At 60.0% G+C, this 17733-nt stretch carries 16 protein-coding genes; 10 read left to right on the forward strand and 6 right to left on the reverse strand.

Annotated features, from left to right (window positions below; translation table 11 throughout):
• Nucleotides 1-8: 8 nt before the first annotated feature.
• Nucleotides 9-938, reverse strand: coding sequence for a branched-chain amino acid ABC transporter permease (locus HHJ17_RS00725; protein WP_296500111.1), 930 nt, complete (start codon nt 936-938; stop codon nt 9-11).
• 231 nt (nt 939-1169) lie between these two features.
• Nucleotides 1170-2465 carry a replication-associated recombination protein A gene (locus tag HHJ17_RS00730; protein ID WP_296500112.1) on the reverse strand — a complete coding sequence of 432 codons (1296 nt, stop codon included), beginning with the start codon at nt 2463-2465 and terminating at the stop codon, nt 1170-1172.
• A gap of 184 nt (nt 2466-2649) precedes the next feature.
• Here HHJ17_RS00730 and HHJ17_RS00735 point away from each other — a divergent pair, with 184 nt between their 5' ends.
• Nucleotides 2650-3150, forward strand: coding sequence for a LapA family protein (locus HHJ17_RS00735; RefSeq protein WP_296500113.1), 501 nt, complete (start codon nt 2650-2652; stop codon nt 3148-3150).
• A 239-nt stretch (nt 3151-3389) separates the two neighbouring features.
• Entirely contained in the window at nt 3390-4493 is a 1104-nt protein-coding gene (locus HHJ17_RS00740; RefSeq protein WP_296500115.1) for a mechanosensitive ion channel family protein, read from the forward strand.
• On the opposite strand, the gene lolA is transcribed toward HHJ17_RS00740, so the two are convergent.
• Entirely contained in the window at nt 4456-5112 is a 657-nt protein-coding gene (gene lolA, locus HHJ17_RS00745) for an outer membrane lipoprotein chaperone LolA (RefSeq protein ID WP_296500116.1), read from the reverse strand. The genes HHJ17_RS00740 and lolA overlap by 38 nt on opposite strands.
• Nucleotides 5113-5117: 5 nt before the next feature.
• Nucleotides 5118-7460 (reverse strand): DNA translocase FtsK, encoded by a 2343-nt coding sequence (locus HHJ17_RS00750; protein WP_296500118.1) that lies wholly within the window; start codon nt 7458-7460, stop codon nt 5118-5120.
• A gap of 52 nt (nt 7461-7512) precedes the next feature.
• Here HHJ17_RS00750 and trxB point away from each other — a divergent pair, with 52 nt between their 5' ends.
• The 3 genes from trxB (at nt 7513) to rpmG (ending at nt 9036) form a co-directional block, all read left to right on the forward strand.
• Nucleotides 7513-8463, forward strand: coding sequence for a thioredoxin-disulfide reductase (trxB, locus tag HHJ17_RS00755; RefSeq protein WP_296500121.1), 951 nt, complete (start codon nt 7513-7515; stop codon nt 8461-8463).
• A 157-nt stretch (nt 8464-8620) separates the two neighbouring features.
• Entirely contained in the window at nt 8621-8854 is a 234-nt protein-coding gene (rpmB, locus tag HHJ17_RS00760) for a 50S ribosomal protein L28 (RefSeq protein WP_296500123.1), read from the forward strand.
• Nucleotides 8855-8865: 11 nt separating this feature from the next.
• A complete protein-coding gene (gene rpmG / locus HHJ17_RS00765) occupies nt 8866-9036 on the forward strand; it encodes a 50S ribosomal protein L33 (protein WP_011465453.1) in 171 nt (56 codons plus the stop codon).
• 139 nt (nt 9037-9175) lie between these two features.
• Here rpmG and HHJ17_RS00770 read toward each other — a convergent pair whose 3' ends face one another.
• Together HHJ17_RS00770 and HHJ17_RS00775 are read right to left on the reverse strand one after the other, a co-directional pair.
• Nucleotides 9176-10390 (reverse strand): fatty acid desaturase, encoded by a 1215-nt coding sequence (locus HHJ17_RS00770; RefSeq protein WP_296500125.1) that lies wholly within the window; start codon nt 10388-10390, stop codon nt 9176-9178.
• Nucleotides 10391-10498: 108 nt separating this feature from the next.
• Nucleotides 10499-11770 (reverse strand): RsmB/NOP family class I SAM-dependent RNA methyltransferase, encoded by a 1272-nt coding sequence (locus HHJ17_RS00775; RefSeq protein WP_296504662.1) that lies wholly within the window; start codon nt 11768-11770, stop codon nt 10499-10501.
• 16 nt (nt 11771-11786) lie between these two features.
• Here HHJ17_RS00775 and HHJ17_RS00780 point away from each other — a divergent pair, with 16 nt between their 5' ends.
• The 5 genes from HHJ17_RS00780 to HHJ17_RS00800 all read left to right on the forward strand — a co-directional run bounded on the left by HHJ17_RS00780 (nt 11787) and on the right by HHJ17_RS00800 (nt 16967).
• Nucleotides 11787-12026 (forward strand): DUF1653 domain-containing protein, encoded by a 240-nt coding sequence (locus tag HHJ17_RS00780; protein WP_296504663.1) that lies wholly within the window; start codon nt 11787-11789, stop codon nt 12024-12026.
• Between the two features lie 279 nt (nt 12027-12305).
• Entirely contained in the window at nt 12306-13667 is a 1362-nt protein-coding gene (locus HHJ17_RS00785) for an efflux transporter outer membrane subunit (protein WP_296504664.1), read from the forward strand.
• A gap of 23 nt (nt 13668-13690) precedes the next feature.
• The gene (locus HHJ17_RS00790) at nt 13691-14998 is read left to right on the forward strand and encodes an efflux RND transporter periplasmic adaptor subunit (RefSeq protein WP_296504665.1); all 1308 of its coding nucleotides are present in this window, start codon (nt 13691-13693) and stop codon (nt 14996-14998) included.
• Nucleotides 14995-15759 carry an ABC transporter ATP-binding protein gene (locus HHJ17_RS00795; RefSeq protein ID WP_296504666.1) on the forward strand — a complete coding sequence of 255 codons (765 nt, stop codon included), beginning with the start codon at nt 14995-14997 and terminating at the stop codon, nt 15757-15759. The genes HHJ17_RS00790 and HHJ17_RS00795 overlap by 4 nt, the downstream gene beginning before the upstream one ends.
• The gene (locus tag HHJ17_RS00800; RefSeq protein ID WP_296504667.1) at nt 15759-16967 is read left to right on the forward strand and encodes an ABC transporter permease; all 1209 of its coding nucleotides are present in this window, start codon (nt 15759-15761) and stop codon (nt 16965-16967) included. The genes HHJ17_RS00795 and HHJ17_RS00800 overlap by 1 nt, the downstream gene beginning before the upstream one ends.
• Nucleotides 16968-17733 lie beyond the last annotated feature (766 nt).

Consider the following 17733-nt stretch of genomic DNA (forward strand, 5'->3'; position numbering starts at 1 on the left):
AACGGTCCTTAGGCACGATCTGCGACACGCTCACCCAGCAAGCCCGAGGGCCGCAGCGTCAGCACGATGATCAACACGATGAAGGCAAAAATATCCGAGTAATGACTGCCCAGCACGCCGCCCGTGAGCTGGCCGATATAGCCAGCACCCAGCGATTCAATCAAGCCCAGCAAAATGCCGCCGAGCACCGCGCCGCCCAGGTTGCCGATACCGCCAAACACCGCCGCCGTAAAGGCTTTCAGACCCGGCAAAAAGCCCATGGTGTGCTGCACGGTGCCGTAGTTGGCGGCCCACATCACCCCGGCAATGGCCGCCAGGATGGCACCAATCAAAAAGGTGGCCGAAATCACCATATCGGGCTTGACGCCCATCAGTGCCGCCACCCGCGGATTCTCGGCGGTGGCCCGCATGGCCCGGCCTAACTTGGTGTAATTCACCACGTACATCAGGATCGCCAGCGACACGGCCGTCATGGCCAGAATCAGCACCTGCGTCGGCGTGATCACGGCGCCGCCGATCTCGATCGGTGTGCGGGACAACAGGGTGGGATAGGGTTTGTAATTGGGCTTCCAGATGATCATGGCCAGCGTCTGCAGCAGGATGGACATGCCGATGGCGGTGATCAACGGCGCCAGTTTGGGGCTGTTGCGCAGTGGCCGGTAGGCTACTTTTTCGATCACAAAATTGAGGGCGGCCGCCACCACGCAGGCGATGATCAAGGAGATCAGGAGAATGAGCCAGCCTGGCGTGCCCGGCATCGACTCCTGCATCAGACCGATGATGGTCCAGCTGGTCAAGGCCCCGACCATCAGCACTTCGCCATGGGCAAAGTTGATGAGGCCGATGATGCCGTACACCATGGTGTAGCCCAAGGCGACAAGGGCATACATGCTGCCCAACACCAGACCGTTGATGATCTGCTGTATGAAGGTATCCATAAACTTCTCCGATTTTTGGCCGGCGCTTGTGTCAGCGATTTGTTGACGAGCGGTGCGGCCTTGTGAGCTCTACCAGTTCTTTAGCAATAAACCTGCCAACGTAGCGCCCTGGATGGCGTTCTCTGACAGAGAGTTGGACGCGATTGTAGCGAGGGGGCACCCGATCAATGCCCTGCGCCCGACGGGGTTTACCCTTGCGGCAGACCCAGTATCAGCAAGTCTTAACCGCCATCAGCCGCTTTGATTATTCAGCTTCTTGAGCTGGCGCAACTTGTCGGCAATTTTGAGCTCGAGGCCCCGCTCCACCGGACGGTAAAAGCCGGGTGATGCCATGCCATCAGGCAGGTAGCGCTCACCGGCCGCAAAGCCGCCTTCTTCGTCGTGCGCGTAGCGATAGCCTTTGCCATAGTCCAGCTCTTTCATCAGCTTGGTGGGCGCATTGCGCAGGTGCATCGGCACCGGGCGCGTGCCGTCTTTTTTAACGAAGGCTTTGGCTTCGTTAAAGGCCTTGTAGACGGCATTGGATTTGGCGGCCACCGCCAGATACACCACGCACTCGGCCAGCGCCAACTCGCCCTCGGGCGTGCCCAGCCGCTCGTACACCTCGGAGGCATCAAGCGCCAAGCGCAAGGCGCGCGGGTCGGCCAGGCCGATGTCTTCACTGGCCATGCGGATCAGGCGACGCGCCAGGTAGCGTGGATCGGCCCCGCCATCGAGCATGCGCACAAACCAGTACAGTGCGGCGTCGGGGTCGGAGCCCCGCACCGATTTGTGCAGGGCGCTGATGGTGTCGTAGAACTGCTCGCCGCCCTTGTCATAACGGCGCATGCGCTCGCCCAGCACCTTGAGCAGCCAGACGTCGGTGATCTCGGTCAACTTTTCCTGGGTGGCGGCCACGGCCAGTGTTTCCAGCGTGTTCAGCAGGCGCCGGGCATCGCCATCGGCGTAAGCGATCAACCGGTCAATTGCTATCTTTTCAATAGCTGGTACCGCACCAATATCATGGGCCCGCGCCACAATTCGTTCAAGATCTTCCGGCGCCAGCGGTTGCAGCACATACACCGCTGCGCGTGACAGCAAGGCGGAGTTGACTTCAAACGAAGGGTTTTCGGTGGTGGCGCCGATGAAGGTGAACAGACCACTCTCCACATGCGGCAAAAAAGCGTCCTGCTGGCTTTTGTTGAAGCGGTGCACCTCGTCCACAAACACAATGGTGCGCCGGCCCTGCCCCAGCGCAATCTGGGCCTGTTCGACCGCCTCGCGAATGTCTTTGACGCCGCCCAGCACGGCACTGATGGTGATGAACTGCGCGTCAAACGCGTTGGCCATCAGGCGCGCAATGGTGGTTTTACCGGTGCCCGGCGGGCCCCACAGAATGCAGCTGTGCGGCTGACCGGATTCGAACGCAATGCGCAACGCCATGCCCTCGCCCAGCAGGTGTTGCTGGCCGATGACCTCGCTCAAGCGCTGCGGGCGCAGGCGCTCGGCCAAGGGCTGGTGAGAAGAAGGAGAAGGTCGGGCGGTCACGGGTAACTTTGAATCAGGCAAAGGCTCAGTGTAAAACAGCCCTCGCCGCCTGGCCTAAAGCCCTGACGGGCTGAAGCGTGTTTTCCCATGCACCCAGTTTGCGGAACCGTTGACTGGTGCTATAAGAAAGTTCCGGTGTCGAATTCTCTGTGCACTGAACCATCGTAATAGGAGGCTACTCACCATGAAAGCTCGCACACTCTTGTTGCTGATACTTTTGGGCGCAATTGCGGCGTTCGCTGCGCTCAACTGGAGCACGTTCACGGCCGCGACCACGCTGTCGCTGGGCATTGCCGTCATTCAGGCGCCACTCGGCTTGATCATGTTGGCCGTGCTGGTCTTTCTCACGGTCTTGTTTCTTGCTTACGTGGTCTATTTGCAGACTTCAGTGCTCCTGGAGGCACGCAATCATGCAAAAGAGCTGAAGACCAATCGGGAGCTTGCAGACCAAGCGGAGGCGTCACGTTTCACTGAACTTCGCAACTTCCTGGAACAGGGACTGAAGCAACGAGCCAGTCTGGACACGGAATCAAGGACCATCGTGCTGGGACGGCTGGACCAGCTTGAGCGGGATATGCGCCTCAGCATCGAACAATCAGGCAATACGCTCAGCGCCTACATCGGCGAACTCGAAGATCGGCTTGAAAAAGGCGCTGTCGGCCTGACGCCACTCCCACCAAACTGATTCCCCCCAAGGGATACGGTTAATCATCTCTTCTTTTCCGTGGTCCAGCCCTACTGGATTTGCCACGGAGGGCTTGCGTGCGTCAAAACTTCGGCTGAGCCCAAATAATATTTGTTCAAATGCAATAAGATGGCAACTCTCTTTCAATAAAGAGAGACAAACGTATGGGAACGTCCCGTGGCGAACTGGCCACCCCCATCCAGACAGATGAATTTACCCGCCACCCATAACCGACCACCATGTTTCGCCAACTTATTGCCAGCAACACCCTTCAGGACTGGAGCTACGCCCTGCTCGCGGCTGCCGTTTTCATCGTCGTTCTCCATTTTTTGCGGCACTTTCTCTTGCAGCGGCTCACCAATATCGCCCAGAACATGGACAACGTGGTGGGCAACTTCCTGGTTGAAGTTTTATCGGCCACGCGGATTCTGCTCGCGGCGGCCATCAGTCTCTACATTGCCACGAGTTTTCTGACCTTGCCCACCGCCATGGACAAACTGGTGGACCGGGTTTTTATTGGCTTGCTGCTTCTGCAAGCCGGCTTTTGGGCCAACCGCGGACTCGATTTCTGGTTGCGCCAGCGCTTCGCCAAAGGTGAAGCCAGCGACGAAGGCTCGCGGGCGATGACCCGGTCGCTGCTCACCTTCATTGGCCGCGTGGCCCTGTGGACCCTGGTGATGCTGCTGATCCTCGACAACATGGGCCTCAACGTCACGGCCCTGGTCGCCAGCCTTGGCATTGGCGGTATCGCCGTCGCGCTCGCCGTGCAGAATATCCTGGGCGACCTGTTCGCCTCGCTGTCGATCGCCATCGACAAACCCTTCGTCATTGGGGACTTCATCATCGTCGACCAGCTCATGGGCAGCGTCGAGCACGTCGGCCTGAAGACCACCCGCATTCGCAGCCTGGGTGGCGAACAGATCATTTTTTCCAACAATGACCTGCTCAAGAGCCGCATCAGCAACTACAAGCGCATGCAGGAGCGGCGCTCGGTCTTCGCTCTCGGCGTCACCTACGACACATCGGCGGAGCTGCTCGAACTCATTCCCACCCTGATCCAACAAGCGGTTGAGGCGCAGGACGGTGTGCGCTTCGACCGAGCCCACTTTAAAAGCTTCGGCCCCTCATCGCTCGACTTTGAAACGGTGTATTACGTTTTACAGCCCGACTTCAATATATCCATGAACATCCAGCAGGCCATCAATCTGCAGTTGGTGCGCCAGTTCGCGGAACACGGCATCAGCTTCGCCTTCCCGACCCAAACCCTGCATATCCAAAGAGGCTTGCCACCGGCTGCCAACGGCCTTATTGCCGGATCACGTCCGCCCCTGCCGGCGGTTTGAACTGAAAGCTGTTGCCTGACAAAGCCGGATTGATATCGAAGCGATGAAAGGTCAACAGCGAACGTTGGCCGAAACTGTCGAGAATTTCAAGCGCGGCCAGGCTACCCGCTTTGTCAGCCCCCGAATCACTGCCCCGAAAACCCACGCGCACCGTTTGCAACTGACCGTCTTTCGATTTCGGCGTGGCAGCCACCCACTGCAGCCCGTCCTGGTCGGGCGCATCGGCCAGCGCGAAATCCGCCTGCAAGGCGCGTAAATCAGGCGCCGCGGCAATCAAGGCGGCGGGCGTTGAGCCCAGCGTCAGGGACTGTTTGCGGGCCGTTACCTGGTTCAGATCCGCATCAAACAGCCACAACGTCTTGCCGTCGGCCACGATGCTTTGCTCAAACGGCTTTTGGTAGATGAACTTGAAGCGATTGGGCCGGGAAAATTCGAAGGTGCCGTTGGATGTTTTAACGCGCGGCGCCTGCCCCTCTTTAGCGGGCGAAGTCACCACTTGAGTGAAGTCGGCGCGACCGGTTTTGACGGTCTTCACAAAAGTCTCAAGGCTTTCCAGGCCTCCAGCCCCCGCCACACCTGCGCAAGCAGCTATACAAATAATAGCAATCCGTTTAATCATCTTCATCACTCCGCCCGGGTGGGCACCAAAATTTCACGCTGACCATTGCTGCTCATGGAGCTCACCAGACCGGCTTTCTCCATGTCTTCCACCAGCCGCGCCGCGCGGTTGTAGCCGATCTTCAGGTGGCGCTGCACCAGCGAGATGCTGGCCTTGCGGTTCTTCAACACCACTTCCACCGCCTGGTCGTACATCGGGTCTTTTTCACCGCCGCTGCCGCCCTCGCCCATCAAATCACCCACGCTGTCATCGGTGCCGCCTTCGAGCACGCCTTCGATGTAGTTGGGCTCGCCCTGGGACCGGAGATAACTGACGACCCGGTGCACCTCTTCGTCACTGACAAAGGCGCCATGGACCCGGGTGGGCAAGCCGCTGCCGGGCATGTAGAGCATGTCGCCCAAGCCCAACAGAGCCTCGGCGCCCATCTGGTCGAGGATGGTGCGACTGTCGATTTTGCTGCTGACCTTGAAGGAAATGCGGGTCGGGATATTGGCCTTGATCAGGCCGGTGATCACGTCCACACTGGGACGCTGGGTTGCCAGAATCAGGTGAATACCAGCGGCGCGCGCTTTCTGCGCCAGCCGGGCAATCAGCTCTTCAATCTTCTTGCCGATCACCATCATCAAGTCGGCCAGCTCGTCGATCACCACCACGATATGCGGCAAGCGCTCCAACGGCTCGGGTTGCTCGGGCGTCAGACTGAAGGGATTGGAGATAAATTCGCCGCGCGCCTTGGCCTCGTCAATCTTGGTGTTGTACCCGGCCAGATTACGCACGCCCAGCTTGCTCAGCAGCTTGTAGCGGCGTTCCATTTCATTAACGCACCAGGTCAGGCCGTAGGCGGCCTGCTTCATGTCGGTGACCACCGGCGCCAGCAAATGCGGAATGCCTTCGTAGACCGACATTTCCAGCATTTTGGGATCAATCATCAGCAGCCGCACATCGCGCGCCTCGGCCTTGTACAGCAGGCTCAGAATCATGGCATTGATGCCCACCGATTTACCGGAACCGGTGGTCCCGGCCACCAGCACGTGCGGCATCTTGGCCAGATCGACCACCACCGGGTTGCCCACAATGTCCTTGCCCAGCCCCATGGTGAGCATGGATTTGGCCTCGTGGTAGACGGAGGAGCCCAGAATTTCGGACAGCCTGATCGACTGGCGCTTGGCGTTGGGCAACTCCAGTGCCATGTAGTTTTTGCCCGGAATGGTCTCCACCACACGAATCGACACCAAACTCAGGGAACGCGCCAGGTCTTTGGCCAGCCCCACAATTTGCGAACCCTTGACGCCGGTGGCGGGCTCGATCTCGTACCGCGTGATCACCGGGCCCGGTTGCGCCAGCACCACGCGCACATCGACGCCGAAATCCTTGAGCTTTTTCTCGATCATGCGGCTGGTCATCTCCAGCGTCTCGGGGGCGACCGTCTCTTGACGCAACAGCGCGTCGTCCAACAAGTCCACTTGCGGCAAGTTGCTGTCGAGCATTTCTTTAAACAAGGGTTTTTGGCGCTCTTTGACCACCCGCTCACTCTTGGGTATATCGACCATCACTGGCTCAATGGTGACGGGACGCGGGTGATGGACGGCAACTTCCTGGCGTTCTTCAATCACCACTTCTTCGCGTGCGCGTGCGGCCTGCTGCCCCATGGCGATGTCCTGCGCCACTTCGCGTTTTTCACGCCGTGATTCAACCTGAAAATAAAGCCAGGCTCCCATGCGCTCCGCCACATGCCCCCAGGAGAAGCGGAACACCAGGGCGGCGCCCACCACCCCGACGGCAATGGCCACCAGGCCCGCACCGGAAAAACCCAACCCATTGACCGCCAACGGCCCTAAAAAGTAGCCCAAAATGCCACCACCGGACCCCGGCAGATAAGCTTCCAGACTGTAAAAACGAGACCATTCCAAGGTGGCGCTGGCGCACAGCAACAAAACCAGACCGCCCCAGAAGGCCACGCGGCCCGACGTGAATCGGGAAGTCAAGGATGCCGCGGGTTCTTCTTCTGGCATCAGTAATTCATGCCCGCGCAGCCACCGGGCCAAGCCGGAAAGCCAGACACGAAGGCCCGCGGCCAGGCACCACCAGACTGAAAAGCCCAGCAGAAAATAACTGCCATCGGCCAGCCAGGCACCCAGGTGGCCGGCCCGGTTGAGCAACGGCCCACCACTGCCGGAAGTCGACCAGGCCACATCCTGCGTCGAGTAACTCAAAAGGGCGATGAGCCAGAAAGCCAACAGGACCAACCCGGCCAGCAGGCCCAGTTCGTCAGCAAAGCGTCCCCAGCCCGAACGGGCAGGCGGGACCGAAGACCGGGAAGAATTCAGGGTATTGAGGGAGTAAGTCATACTATCCCGCACTGTACACGGCACAACAGATTTTTCAGAAAAGGTTTACACAATGTCAAACACTAGACATGCGCAGGTTTTGATTTTGGGCTCTGGCCCCGCTGGTTACACCGCGGCCATTTATGCAGCGCGCGCCAACCTCAACCCCTTGCTGATCACCGGCATCGCCCAGGGTGGCCAATTGATGACCACGACCGAGGTGGACAACTGGCCCGCCGACGTGAACGGCGTGCAGGGGCCAGACCTGATGCAGCGCTTTCAGGAGCACGCCGAACGCTTCAAGACCGAGATCATTTTCGACCACATCAACGCCGTTGATTTCAGCAAACGGCCCTTTACGCTGAAAGGCGATAGCGGCGAGTACACCTGTGATTCGCTCATCATCGCGACCGGCGCATCGGCCAAATACTTGGGGCTGCCGTCAGAAACCGCCTTCATGGGCCGCGGCGTGTCGGGCTGTGCTACGTGCGACGGTTTTTTCTACCGCGACGAGATCTGCTGCGTGATCGGCGGCGGCAATACGGCCGTGGAAGAAGCGCTGTATCTGTCCAACATTGCCACCAAGGTGTTCCTGGTGCACCGCCGTGACAAGTTCAAGGCCGAACCGATCTTGATCGACAAGCTGATGGAGAAAGTTGCGGCGGGCAAGATTGAACTCAAGACTTTCAGCACGCTCGACGAAGTACTGGGCGACCAGAGCGGCGTCACGGGCGTTCGTCTGAAAAATGTCACCACCGGTGCAACGGAAGACCTGACACTCAAAGGCTGTTTCATTGCCATTGGCCATTCACCCAACACCGATATTTTCCAGGGCCAGCTGGAGATGGCGGGCGGCTATATCGTCACGCAGGGCGGGCTCAAGGGTTTCGCCACCATGACCAGCGTACCGGGCGTTTTTGCCGCTGGCGACGTGCAGGATCATGTGTACCGCCAAGCCATTACCAGTGCCGGCACTGGCTGCATGGCAGCGCTGGACGCACAGCGTTTTCTTGAGCAGGATTGAAATAGTTATAATCTGAGGCTTTTCCGGAATTTGTCGATCCTCTTCATACGGGGCGAGATGGGCCGGGGAATCTCTTTACCGCCACATCAAGGTGTGGCGAGGTGCGGCGAAAGCTGTTAACGGACGCGCAAGCGTTCACGTCTTCTGGAGTGTCCACATGGCACGCGTATGTGAAGTAACGGGCAAAGGCCCAATGGTCGGGAACAAAGTTTCCCACGCCAACAACAAAACCAAGCGCCGGTTCCTGCCGAACCTGCAATACCGCCGTTTTTGGGTCGAGACCGAAAACCGTTGGATTCGCTTGCGAATCTCCAACGCAGGTTTGCGTTTGATCGACAAAAAAGGCATTGATGTTGTGCTCGCAGACTTGCGCGCACGTGGACAGGCATAAGGAGCAGCACCATGGCAACCAAAGGCGGACGCGAAAAAATCAAGCTGGAATCTACAGCTGGTACTGGTCACTTCTACACCACCAGCAAAAACAAGAAAACCATGCCCGAGAAAATGCTGATCAAGAAATTTGATCCAAAAGCTCGCAAGCACGTGGATTACAAGGAAATGAAACTGAAGTAATTCAGGTTTATTGACGATCAAAAAAGCCCGCTTGATGCGGGCTTTTTTGTGGCTGTCTATCAGGCAAATTACTATGAATTCAATAGCTAATCACGCAATAGCTACGGGGGCTAGAGACCAAAAAGGCCTCTAAAATCAATCAAGCCCGCGTCGCCCGTAGCTTCATCGAGAACTCCTGCAAAGCGGCAATACCGCTGGCCTCGGCGCGATGGCACCAGACTTGCAAATCGGACGCCAGCTGTTCCCGGGTGTGCGACCGGTTCAGCCAGAGCTGGCGCAGTTCTTCACGCATGACCACCATCTTGTCCAGCACCGGCGAAGCAGCACGGGCCAAGGCGAGTTGCGCCACCGCCGCGGCAGGCACTCGCTCTGTGTCTCGGTGCATCCAACGCTGAGCGGCCTTGATGACGGCCGCGTCCGCCGTCAGTGCTTTCATGGCTTCAAGTTCACCCTTGAAGGCGTGACGCATGTCTTTGGCATAACCGGCCATGATTTCATAACGATTGGAAATCAACGCCTCCAGGGTCTTCTCATCCGCCACGGGACGAATATCACCCATCGCCAGCTTAGGCGGCGTCTTTTTGACTTTGGCCAAACCAACCCGTTGCATCAGGCTGATGTACATCCAGCCAATGTCAAACTCATACGACTTGACCGACAACTTGGCTGACGTGGGATAGGTGTGGTGGTTGTTGTGCAACTCTTCACCGGCAATCAGGATGCCCCACGGCGAAATATTGGTGCTGGCATCGGGCGCCTCAAAGTTGCGATAACCCCAATAGTGCGCCGCGCCATTGATGATGCCCGCCGCCATGATCGGGGTCCAGGCCATTTGCACGGCCCACACCGCCAGGCCCGCAGCGCCAAACAGAGCCAGATCAATGGCCAGCATCAAGCAGATGCCGAGCCAGGAAAACCGGGTGTACAGGTTGCGCTCCAGCCAGTCGCTGGGGGTGCCATGGCCAAAGCGCGCCATGGTTTCCTTGTTTTGGGCCTCGGCCCGGTACAACTCATAGCCCTGTAGCAGCACCGTTTTAATGCCATACACATGCGGACTGTGGGGGTCATCCGCCTGTTCGCACTTGGCATGGTGTTTACGGTGAATGGACGCCCATTCTTTGGTGACCTGACCGGTCGTCATCCAGAGCCAGAAGCGGAAAAAATGAGCGGCAATCGGGTGCAAATCCAAAGCGCGGTGCGCCTGGTGTCGGTGCAAAAAAACCGTCACGCTCACCATGGTGACATGGGTGATAGCCAGCGTGAACAGCACGATTTGCCATCCCGCCAATTGCCAAAATCCATTCGCCAGCCAGTCAACCACTGCATTCAATGCAGCCCAATCAGGTAACAACATATCTGTGAAGTCCATCAACGACGTTTTAATAATGATCAAGCGAGGCTCAAGTCTGAAACCTGCCTTTAGCAGTAGATGCGGCCAAAGGCAGTTAATTCCAGCTAAAACTTAATTTTTTTGCCAAACAGCTGCAAAAAATCCATCCGTCTGGTGACGGTGCGGCCATAAACGCAGGTAACGCTGCGCGTTGTCCCCGCCGCTGCACAGCTTGGCAGCGCCTTCCACCTTCAAGCCGGTCAGGACTTCACCCACATCGAGCGGCGTGAATTCCGGGTTGGCGGCGGTAAACGCTTGCGCAATGGCCTCGTTTTCCTGAATCATCACGCTGCAGGTGGCGTAGACCAGGCGGCCACCGGGTTTGAGCAGGCGCGCCGCGCTTTGCAGAATGGCGGTCTGTGTGACGGCCATCTGCTCCACCAACCCCAAACTTTGACGCCATTTGAGGTCGGGGTTGCGCCGCAACGTGCCCAAGCCGGAGCAAGGGGCATCTACCAGCACCCGGTCAATTTTGCCGGACAGGCGCTTGACGCGCTCATCGCGCTCATGAGCGATGGCCGCCGGGTGCACATTGGACAAACCGCTGCGCGCCAGACGTGGCTTGAGCGCGTCAAGCCGATGCGGCGAGGTATCAAAGGCGTACAAGCGACCGGTGCTGCGCATGCCAGCGCCAATCGCCAGCGTTTTGCCACCGGCGCCGGCACAAAAGTCCACCACCATCTCGCCGCGTTTGGCGTCGAGCAGCATGGCCAGCAGTTGCGAGCCTTCGTCCTGCACCTCAAAGGCGCCGCGGGTAAAGGCGTCCAGCTTGTTCAGGGTCGGCTTGCCGGCAATGCGCAGGCCCCAAGGCGAATAAGGCGTTGGCACGGCCTTGATGCCGAGCTGGGCCAGCTCTTTTTGCACGTCGGCGCGCTTGGCGTTAAGGGCATTGACGCGCAAATCGAGGCCGGCGCCCAGGTTGAGACTGTCGGCCAGTTGCCAGAAATCATCGCCCAGCTGGTCTTTCAGTGGCTGCACCAACCACTCGGGCAGGTTGTGGCGATGGCGCTCCATCAAATCGGCCACATTGATTTTTTCGCACTGATCGATCCAGTTGGTTTCCTGTTCGGTCAGGGCGCTGCGCAAGAAATCGCCGGGGCCGTAAAAGCCCAGAATCGCCATACGGCGCTCCTTGGGGCCACTGCCGGACGGCGCGAAATGGTCAAACAGCAGTTTTTTGCGCAGCACGGTATAGACCGTGCCGGACAGCGTAGCGCGTTCGCGCGGCCCAAGACCCCGGTTGTCGCGAAAAAACTTCGAGACAACGGCGTCGGTGGGGTGGTCAAATTTGAGAGAGAGGCGGACGAGTTCAGAACAGACGTCAAGCAGGGCTTTTGGATGCATAGCCTACGATTGTCCCATGACTAACGAAATACTGCCTCCGCTCAGCTCGACCCGCAAGGGCCAGTACCGCCATTACAAGGGCCTGCGCTACGAAGTCATCGACACCGTGCGACACAGCGAAACCCTGGAACCGATGACGCTTTACCGTGCGCTGTACGGCGAAAAAGGGCTGTGGGTGCGCCCGGCGGCCATGTTCAGCGAAGAGGTGACGATTGACGGCGTGCGCCAACTCCGCTTCACCTGGATTTCCGACTAAATCCCCATTAGCCGCAAGGCCCTGGCGAATCGGCTCAAACCGACCAATGAACTGAACACCAGCGGTCTGACGCCCGTCCGTACACGAACCGCACGGCAACAGGTCGCTTGACAACCGGCAGCTTTACACGACTTCACACAGGCGAAACTAGGGCGTCATTTGACTCCTGCACAATCAGCATTCCACCCAGCCTTGTGCCGCAAAATGATGGTCTCAAAAAAACTAATATCTCCCTGGTCACGGCGGCGCCTGCCCTGCGCGGCGTCACTGGCCATATCAGTGGCCGTCGCCCTGAGCGGCTGCGCGTCCTGGTCACCCAAGACGCAGGCGATGCCTGACGTGGTGGTCCCCACGGCCTGGTCCACATCGCTATCACCCACCCGTGACGCAACCCCTGCATCCCCGAATTCACTGGCCCAGTGGTGGCAGCGATTCAACGATCCGCTGCTGGGCACCCTGGTCGCGCAGGCCTTGCAGGCCAACACCAGCATCCGCTCCGCACAGGCAGCGCTGCAGCAATCACGCGCACTGCGCGATGTCCAAAATGCAGGCCTGCTGCCCGGCGTGTCGGCCTCCGGGTCGGCGGGACGCAGCAAGTCTGGCGACTTTGAGGCCAGCAACAGTTTTGGCGCCAAACTGGATGCCAGTTGGGAACCCGATATCTTTGGCGGCAAACGCAGCGCACTGAACGCCAGCGAAGCCGACGCCCAGGCGGCACAAGCCACGCTCGCCGATGTGCAGGTCTCGGTTGCCGCCGAGGTGGCGCTGGCCTACATCCAGTTGCGCGGCCAGCAGACACAGTTAATGATTGCCCGCAACAACCTCGCCAGCCAGAACGAAACCCTGCAAATCACCGACTGGCGCGCCCAAGCCGGCCTGACCACCTCGCTGGAAGTCGAACAAGCCCGGACCGCCAGCGAACAGACCGGCGCCCAGATTCCCACCCTGGAGGCCAGCATTGCCAAGACCCAGCACGCGCTGGCGGTTTTGACGGGCCAGACCCCGGATGCACTGCAGGCGCTGGTAATGACCCCGCTGCCCGTGCCGCAAGCGGCGCCCGATTTGGCGCTGAGTATTCCGGCGCAAACCCTGCGCCAGCGGCCTGATGTGCGTGTGGCAGAACACCGCATCAGTGCCGCCCTAGCCCGCGTGTCCGCCGCAGATGCCGCCCGTTACCCTGGCTTTTCCATCAAAGGCTCGCTGGGGCTGAATGCCCTGACACTCGGCGCGCTCACCAACGGTGCCTCCGTGGCGAACTCTTTATTGGCCGGCATCTCGGTGCCGCTGTTTGATGGCGGTGCCGCCATAGCCCAGGTGCAGGCACAGGAAGCGGCTATGGAGCAGGCCCGCGCCAGTTACCAGTCCGTGGTGTTGACGGCCCTGAAAGACGTCGAAGATGCGCTGGTGGCTTTGCGGGGCGACCGTGAACGATTGGTGCGCCTGCAAGGTGCGGCCACTGCGGCCGACAATGCGGCCCTGCTGGCGCAGCAACGCTATGCCAGCGGCCTGATTGACTTCCAGATCGTTCTGCAGACGCAGCGCACGCTGCTGACGACCCAAGACAATGTGGCCAGTACCAGCGCCGACATCAGCGCCGACCATGTGCGCCTGTACAAGGCACTGGGCGGCGGCTGGTTTTGAATCCACTTTATATAAATCGCACCATGACCACCCCAGCTGCCACCCCTAAACCCCTCTCAACCACGGACCTGCAAGCCCTGCTGGACGAAGCGCCGCAACATGCCTGGTGGCGCCGCCCCATGGTCTGGCTGATCGCTGGGCTGGTGCTGCTGGCGGGCGCAGGTTATTACTACTGGCAGGCGAGCGCCAAAAGCAATGCGGCACCGCTGTATGTCACCGAAACCGTGAACCGCGGCAACCTCACCCTGTCGGTCTCCGCCAACGGCACGCTGCAGCCCACCCGCTCCGTCAGCATCGGCAGCGAGTTGTCCGGCACCGTGTTGCGCGTGCTGGTGGATGTGAACGACAAGGTCAAAAAAGGTCAGGTGCTGGTGGAGCTGGACACCGCCAAACTCAACGACCAGGTCGCCCGCTCACGCGCCGCCCTCAGCGCCGCGCGGGCCCAGGTGGGACAAGCCGTGGCCACGGTCACCGAAACCCAGGGCAACCTGGCGCGCCTGGAAGAAGTGGCGCGCCTGTCGGGCGGCAAAGTGCCGTCCAAGGCCGAACTGGACACCGGCCGCGCCACGCTGGCACGCGCCCAGGCCGAGGAATTAAGCGCCCGTGCCAACGTGGTCCAGGCACAGGCAACGGCCTCAACCGATGAGACCAATCTGTCCAAAGCCTCCATCCGCTCCCCGATTGATGGCGTGGTCTTGACCCGCACGGTCGACCCCGGCAATGCCGTGGCCGCCTCGCTGCAAGCCGTCACCTTGTTTACCGTGGCCGAGGATTTGAGCAAACTGCGGCTGCAGGTCAACGTGGATGAAGCCGATGTGGGCGCTGTCAAGGTGGATCAAAAAGCCAGCTTTACCGTCAGCGCCTACCCCACCCGCCAATACCCGGCCACCATCACCCGCGTCGCCTATGGCTCCACCACCACCGACAACGTGGTGACCTATGTGACCTACCTCGACGTCGACAACTCCGATCTGTCGCTGCGCCCTGGCATGACCGCCTCCAGCACCATCACCTCCACCGAGTTGCGGGACGTGCTGCTGGTGCCCAACACGGCACTGCGCTTTACGCCCACCGTGACGGGCGGCGCTGCCAAAGCCAAAAGCGGCATTGTGTCGAGCCTGCTGCCGCGCATGCCCGGTAGCGGCGCACGCAAAACCGCGTCAGGCAATGGCAATGCCAAACAGGTGTGGGTGCTGCAAGGCGGAGCGGCAGTGGCCGTGAGCGTCACGCCCGGCATCAGCGACGGCCGCATGACCGCGATCAGCGCCGGCGACTTGCAGCCCGGCATGCTGGTCATCACCGATCAACGCACAGCCGGATCAGCACCATGAGTGACACCCCGCTCATCCAGCTCAAGCGGGTGACCAAAATGTATGGCGCGGGCGCCACGGCCTTGCAGGCGCTCAAAGGGGTTGACCTGACCATCCAGGCCGGCGACTTTGTCGCCATCATGGGCCCCAGCGGCTCGGGCAAGTCCACCGCCATGAACACGCTGGGTTGCCTGGACACGCCCACCACGGGCGAATATTTATTCAACGGCGTGCACGTCGAGACGCTGACGCGCGATCAGCGAGCGCGCCTGCGTCGCCGTTTTCTGGGTTTTGTGTTTCAGGGCTTCAACTTGCTGGCACGCACCTCGGCGCAGGAAAACGTGGAACTGCCGCTGCTGTACCGGGGCGAGTCGGCCGCCACGCGCCACGCGCTCGCCACCAAAGCGCTGGCCTCGGTTGGCCTGGGCGGCTGGGAGCACCACACGCCCGCCGAGTTATCGGGCGGACAACAACAACGCGTGGCGATTGCGCGCGCCATCGTCACCGAACCGGCCGTGCTGCTGGCCGACGAGCCCACCGGCAACCTCGACACCCAGCGCAGCAAAGAGATCATGGAACTGTTGTGGGGCCTGAACGTCAACCACGGCATTACCGTGCTGATGGTCACGCACGAAGCCGACATGGCGGCCTACGCCAAACGCATCGTGCGTTTTGTCGATGGCGTGGTGGAAAGCGACACCCTCAACCCGCACCCCGCCGGGCTGCATGAGACGCCCGCCACGGCACAGCCCACGGCGATTTCCGCGGCGGAGGCCCCCTGATGTTGCTCAACACCCTGTTGCTCGCCCTGCGCTCCATCCGGCGCAACCTGATGCGCTCGTTCCTGACCATTCTGGGCATCGTGATTGGCGTGAGCGCCGTCATCACCATGGTCACACTGGGCAACGGCGCCACCCTCGCCGTCCAAAACCAGATTTCGGGCCTGGGCACCAACCTGCTGCAAGTGCGCCCTGGCCAGCGCATGGGCCCCGGCTCCGGCGGTGCCAGCGCGCCCTCCTTTAAAGAGATCGATGCCGACGCCATTGCCACCCAGATTGGCGGCATTGCGGCCGTGGCGCCCGAGGCGCGCACCGGCGCCACCGTGGTGGCCAATGGCCGCAACTGGACCAGCAGCATCATTGGCAGCACCAACGCCTGGCTGCTCACCGGCAACTGGAAACTGGGCGATGGCCGCATCTTCTCCGACGCCGAACTGCGCGCTGGCGCGGCCGTGTGCCTGATCGGCGAAACCGTGCGGCGCGAGCTTTACGGCACACGACCCGCCGTGGGTGAACAACTGCGCGTGAAACAGATTTCATGCACCATCGTTGGCGTACTGGGCTCCAAGGGCCAGGGCAGCTTCGGCAACGACCAGGACGACGTGGTGCTGGTGCCAATCAAAACGCTGCAGCGCCGCATCACCGGCAACACCCGCGTCAACACTTTGCTGGTGTCCATGCTGGACGGCAGCGACGCCACCCGCGTCAAGGCCAGCCTGAGCCAGCTGCTGCGGGAACGCCGCAAGCTGGCCGAAGCAGATGAAGACAACTTCAATGTGCTCGACACCAAACAACTGGCCGACACCCTGGCCGGCACCACGAAGGTGATGACCATGCTGCTGGGCGCGGTGGCGGCGGTGAGCCTGCTGGTGGGCGGCATCGGCATCATGAACATCATGCTGGTGAGCGTGACCGAGCGCACCCGCGAGATCGGGCTGCGCCTGGCCATTGGCGCACTGGAGCGCGAGGTGTTGCTGCAGTTCCTGATCGAGGCGGTGGTGCTGGCGTCGTTGGGCGGCATCATCGGCATCGTGCTGGCCACGCTGGCGTCACTGGGGCTGTCCAGCCTGATGGACGTGCCCTATCTGTTCAACCCGGGCGTCAACCTGCTGTCGTTCCTGTTCTCGGCGGGCATTGGCGTGTTGTTCGGCTACTTTCCAGCCCGCCGCGCGGCCCGGATGGACCCGATTGAAGCCTTGCGGCACGAGTAATCGCTCATTCGCGGTCTGACGTGCCTGTTAGACAGGCATCGTTTGGAAACCCGCATAAACACTTGCCTTGGCGGCTTGTGCCAGTAGAAATCCACAAACTTATCCACAGAAATTGTGGACGCCGCCGGTTGCTTCATGCCGATCCACACGGCATGGCGGCCAGGCAATTTGCGAACAAAGGCCCTAGCACAGGCAAGCACTGCATTGACCCACTCGCTATAAATTTAAACAAAATAAGCCTGCAGCCCTTACTGTACCTTCGCAAGTAGCTATTAATATAATAGCAAATTGATTTTCCTTACCGCCGTGAATTTAGACCTGCCTATTTAACAGGCACTCCTTGCAAACCCGCATGGATACTAGGTTTATTGACTTACTCCAAGGATGGCCCCCAGACTTATCCACAAAATCTGTGGAGCGAGGAACAGTTGGCAGGACACGGTGCTGCAGGTCGATTTGGCGCAGACAAGCGCCGGGTTCACGAATGCGCCATGACAACCCTTGGGATGGATTCTTGCCACCAGCAACATCCGAGAGTTCGAGCGCATCTGGCCTGCAAGTGATGGTGATCAGAAAATTCTCGTCCTGATGCTCAGATTTTTTGATGCTCTGGTAAAGGCTTCTTTTCAGCGATTCCGGTCTTAGAGATTTGCGATCTGCCTGCTCCATAGCAGCCGCTGGCAACTATGGATCGACCGGCGGCTTTGAAGCGACCATTTCGTAAAAGTGGACGTCCGTCATCGACCAGTAGCAGCCCATCGCCTAT

The organism is Rhodoferax sp., from assembly GCF_012927445.1.
In the GTDB taxonomy this organism is placed as follows: Bacteria; Pseudomonadota; Gammaproteobacteria; order Burkholderiales; family Burkholderiaceae_C; genus Rhodoferax.

Coding starts and splice junctions, on each gene's coding strand:
- lolA (WP_296500116.1), bottom strand. CDS start 5,112: ATGATTAAACGGATTGCTATTATTTGTATAGCTGCTTGCGCAGGTGTG.
- HHJ17_RS00740 (WP_296500115.1), top strand. CDS start 3,390: ATGTTTCGCCAACTTATTGCCAGCAACACCCTTCAGGACTGGAGCTAC.
- HHJ17_RS00735 (WP_296500113.1), top strand. CDS start 2,650: ATGAAAGCTCGCACACTCTTGTTGCTGATACTTTTGGGCGCAATTGCG.
- rpmB (WP_296500123.1), top strand. CDS start 8,621: ATGGCACGCGTATGTGAAGTAACGGGCAAAGGCCCAATGGTCGGGAAC.
- trxB (WP_296500121.1), top strand. CDS start 7,513: ATGTCAAACACTAGACATGCGCAGGTTTTGATTTTGGGCTCTGGCCCC.
- HHJ17_RS00750 (WP_296500118.1), bottom strand. CDS start 7,460: ATGACTTACTCCCTCAATACCCTGAATTCTTCCCGGTCTTCGGTCCCG.
- HHJ17_RS00780 (WP_296504663.1), top strand. CDS start 11,787: ATGACTAACGAAATACTGCCTCCGCTCAGCTCGACCCGCAAGGGCCAG.
- HHJ17_RS00775 (WP_296504662.1), bottom strand. CDS start 11,770: ATGCATCCAAAAGCCCTGCTTGACGTCTGTTCTGAACTCGTCCGCCTC.
- HHJ17_RS00795 (WP_296504666.1), top strand. CDS start 14,995: ATGAGTGACACCCCGCTCATCCAGCTCAAGCGGGTGACCAAAATGTAT.
- HHJ17_RS00725 (WP_296500111.1), bottom strand. CDS start 938: ATGGATACCTTCATACAGCAGATCATCAACGGTCTGGTGTTGGGCAGC.
- HHJ17_RS00790 (WP_296504665.1), top strand. CDS start 13,691: ATGACCACCCCAGCTGCCACCCCTAAACCCCTCTCAACCACGGACCTG.
- HHJ17_RS00800 (WP_296504667.1), top strand. CDS start 15,759: ATGTTGCTCAACACCCTGTTGCTCGCCCTGCGCTCCATCCGGCGCAAC.
- rpmG (WP_011465453.1), top strand. CDS start 8,866: ATGGCAACCAAAGGCGGACGCGAAAAAATCAAGCTGGAATCTACAGCT.
- HHJ17_RS00770 (WP_296500125.1), bottom strand. CDS start 10,390: ATGTTGTTACCTGATTGGGCTGCATTGAATGCAGTGGTTGACTGGCTG.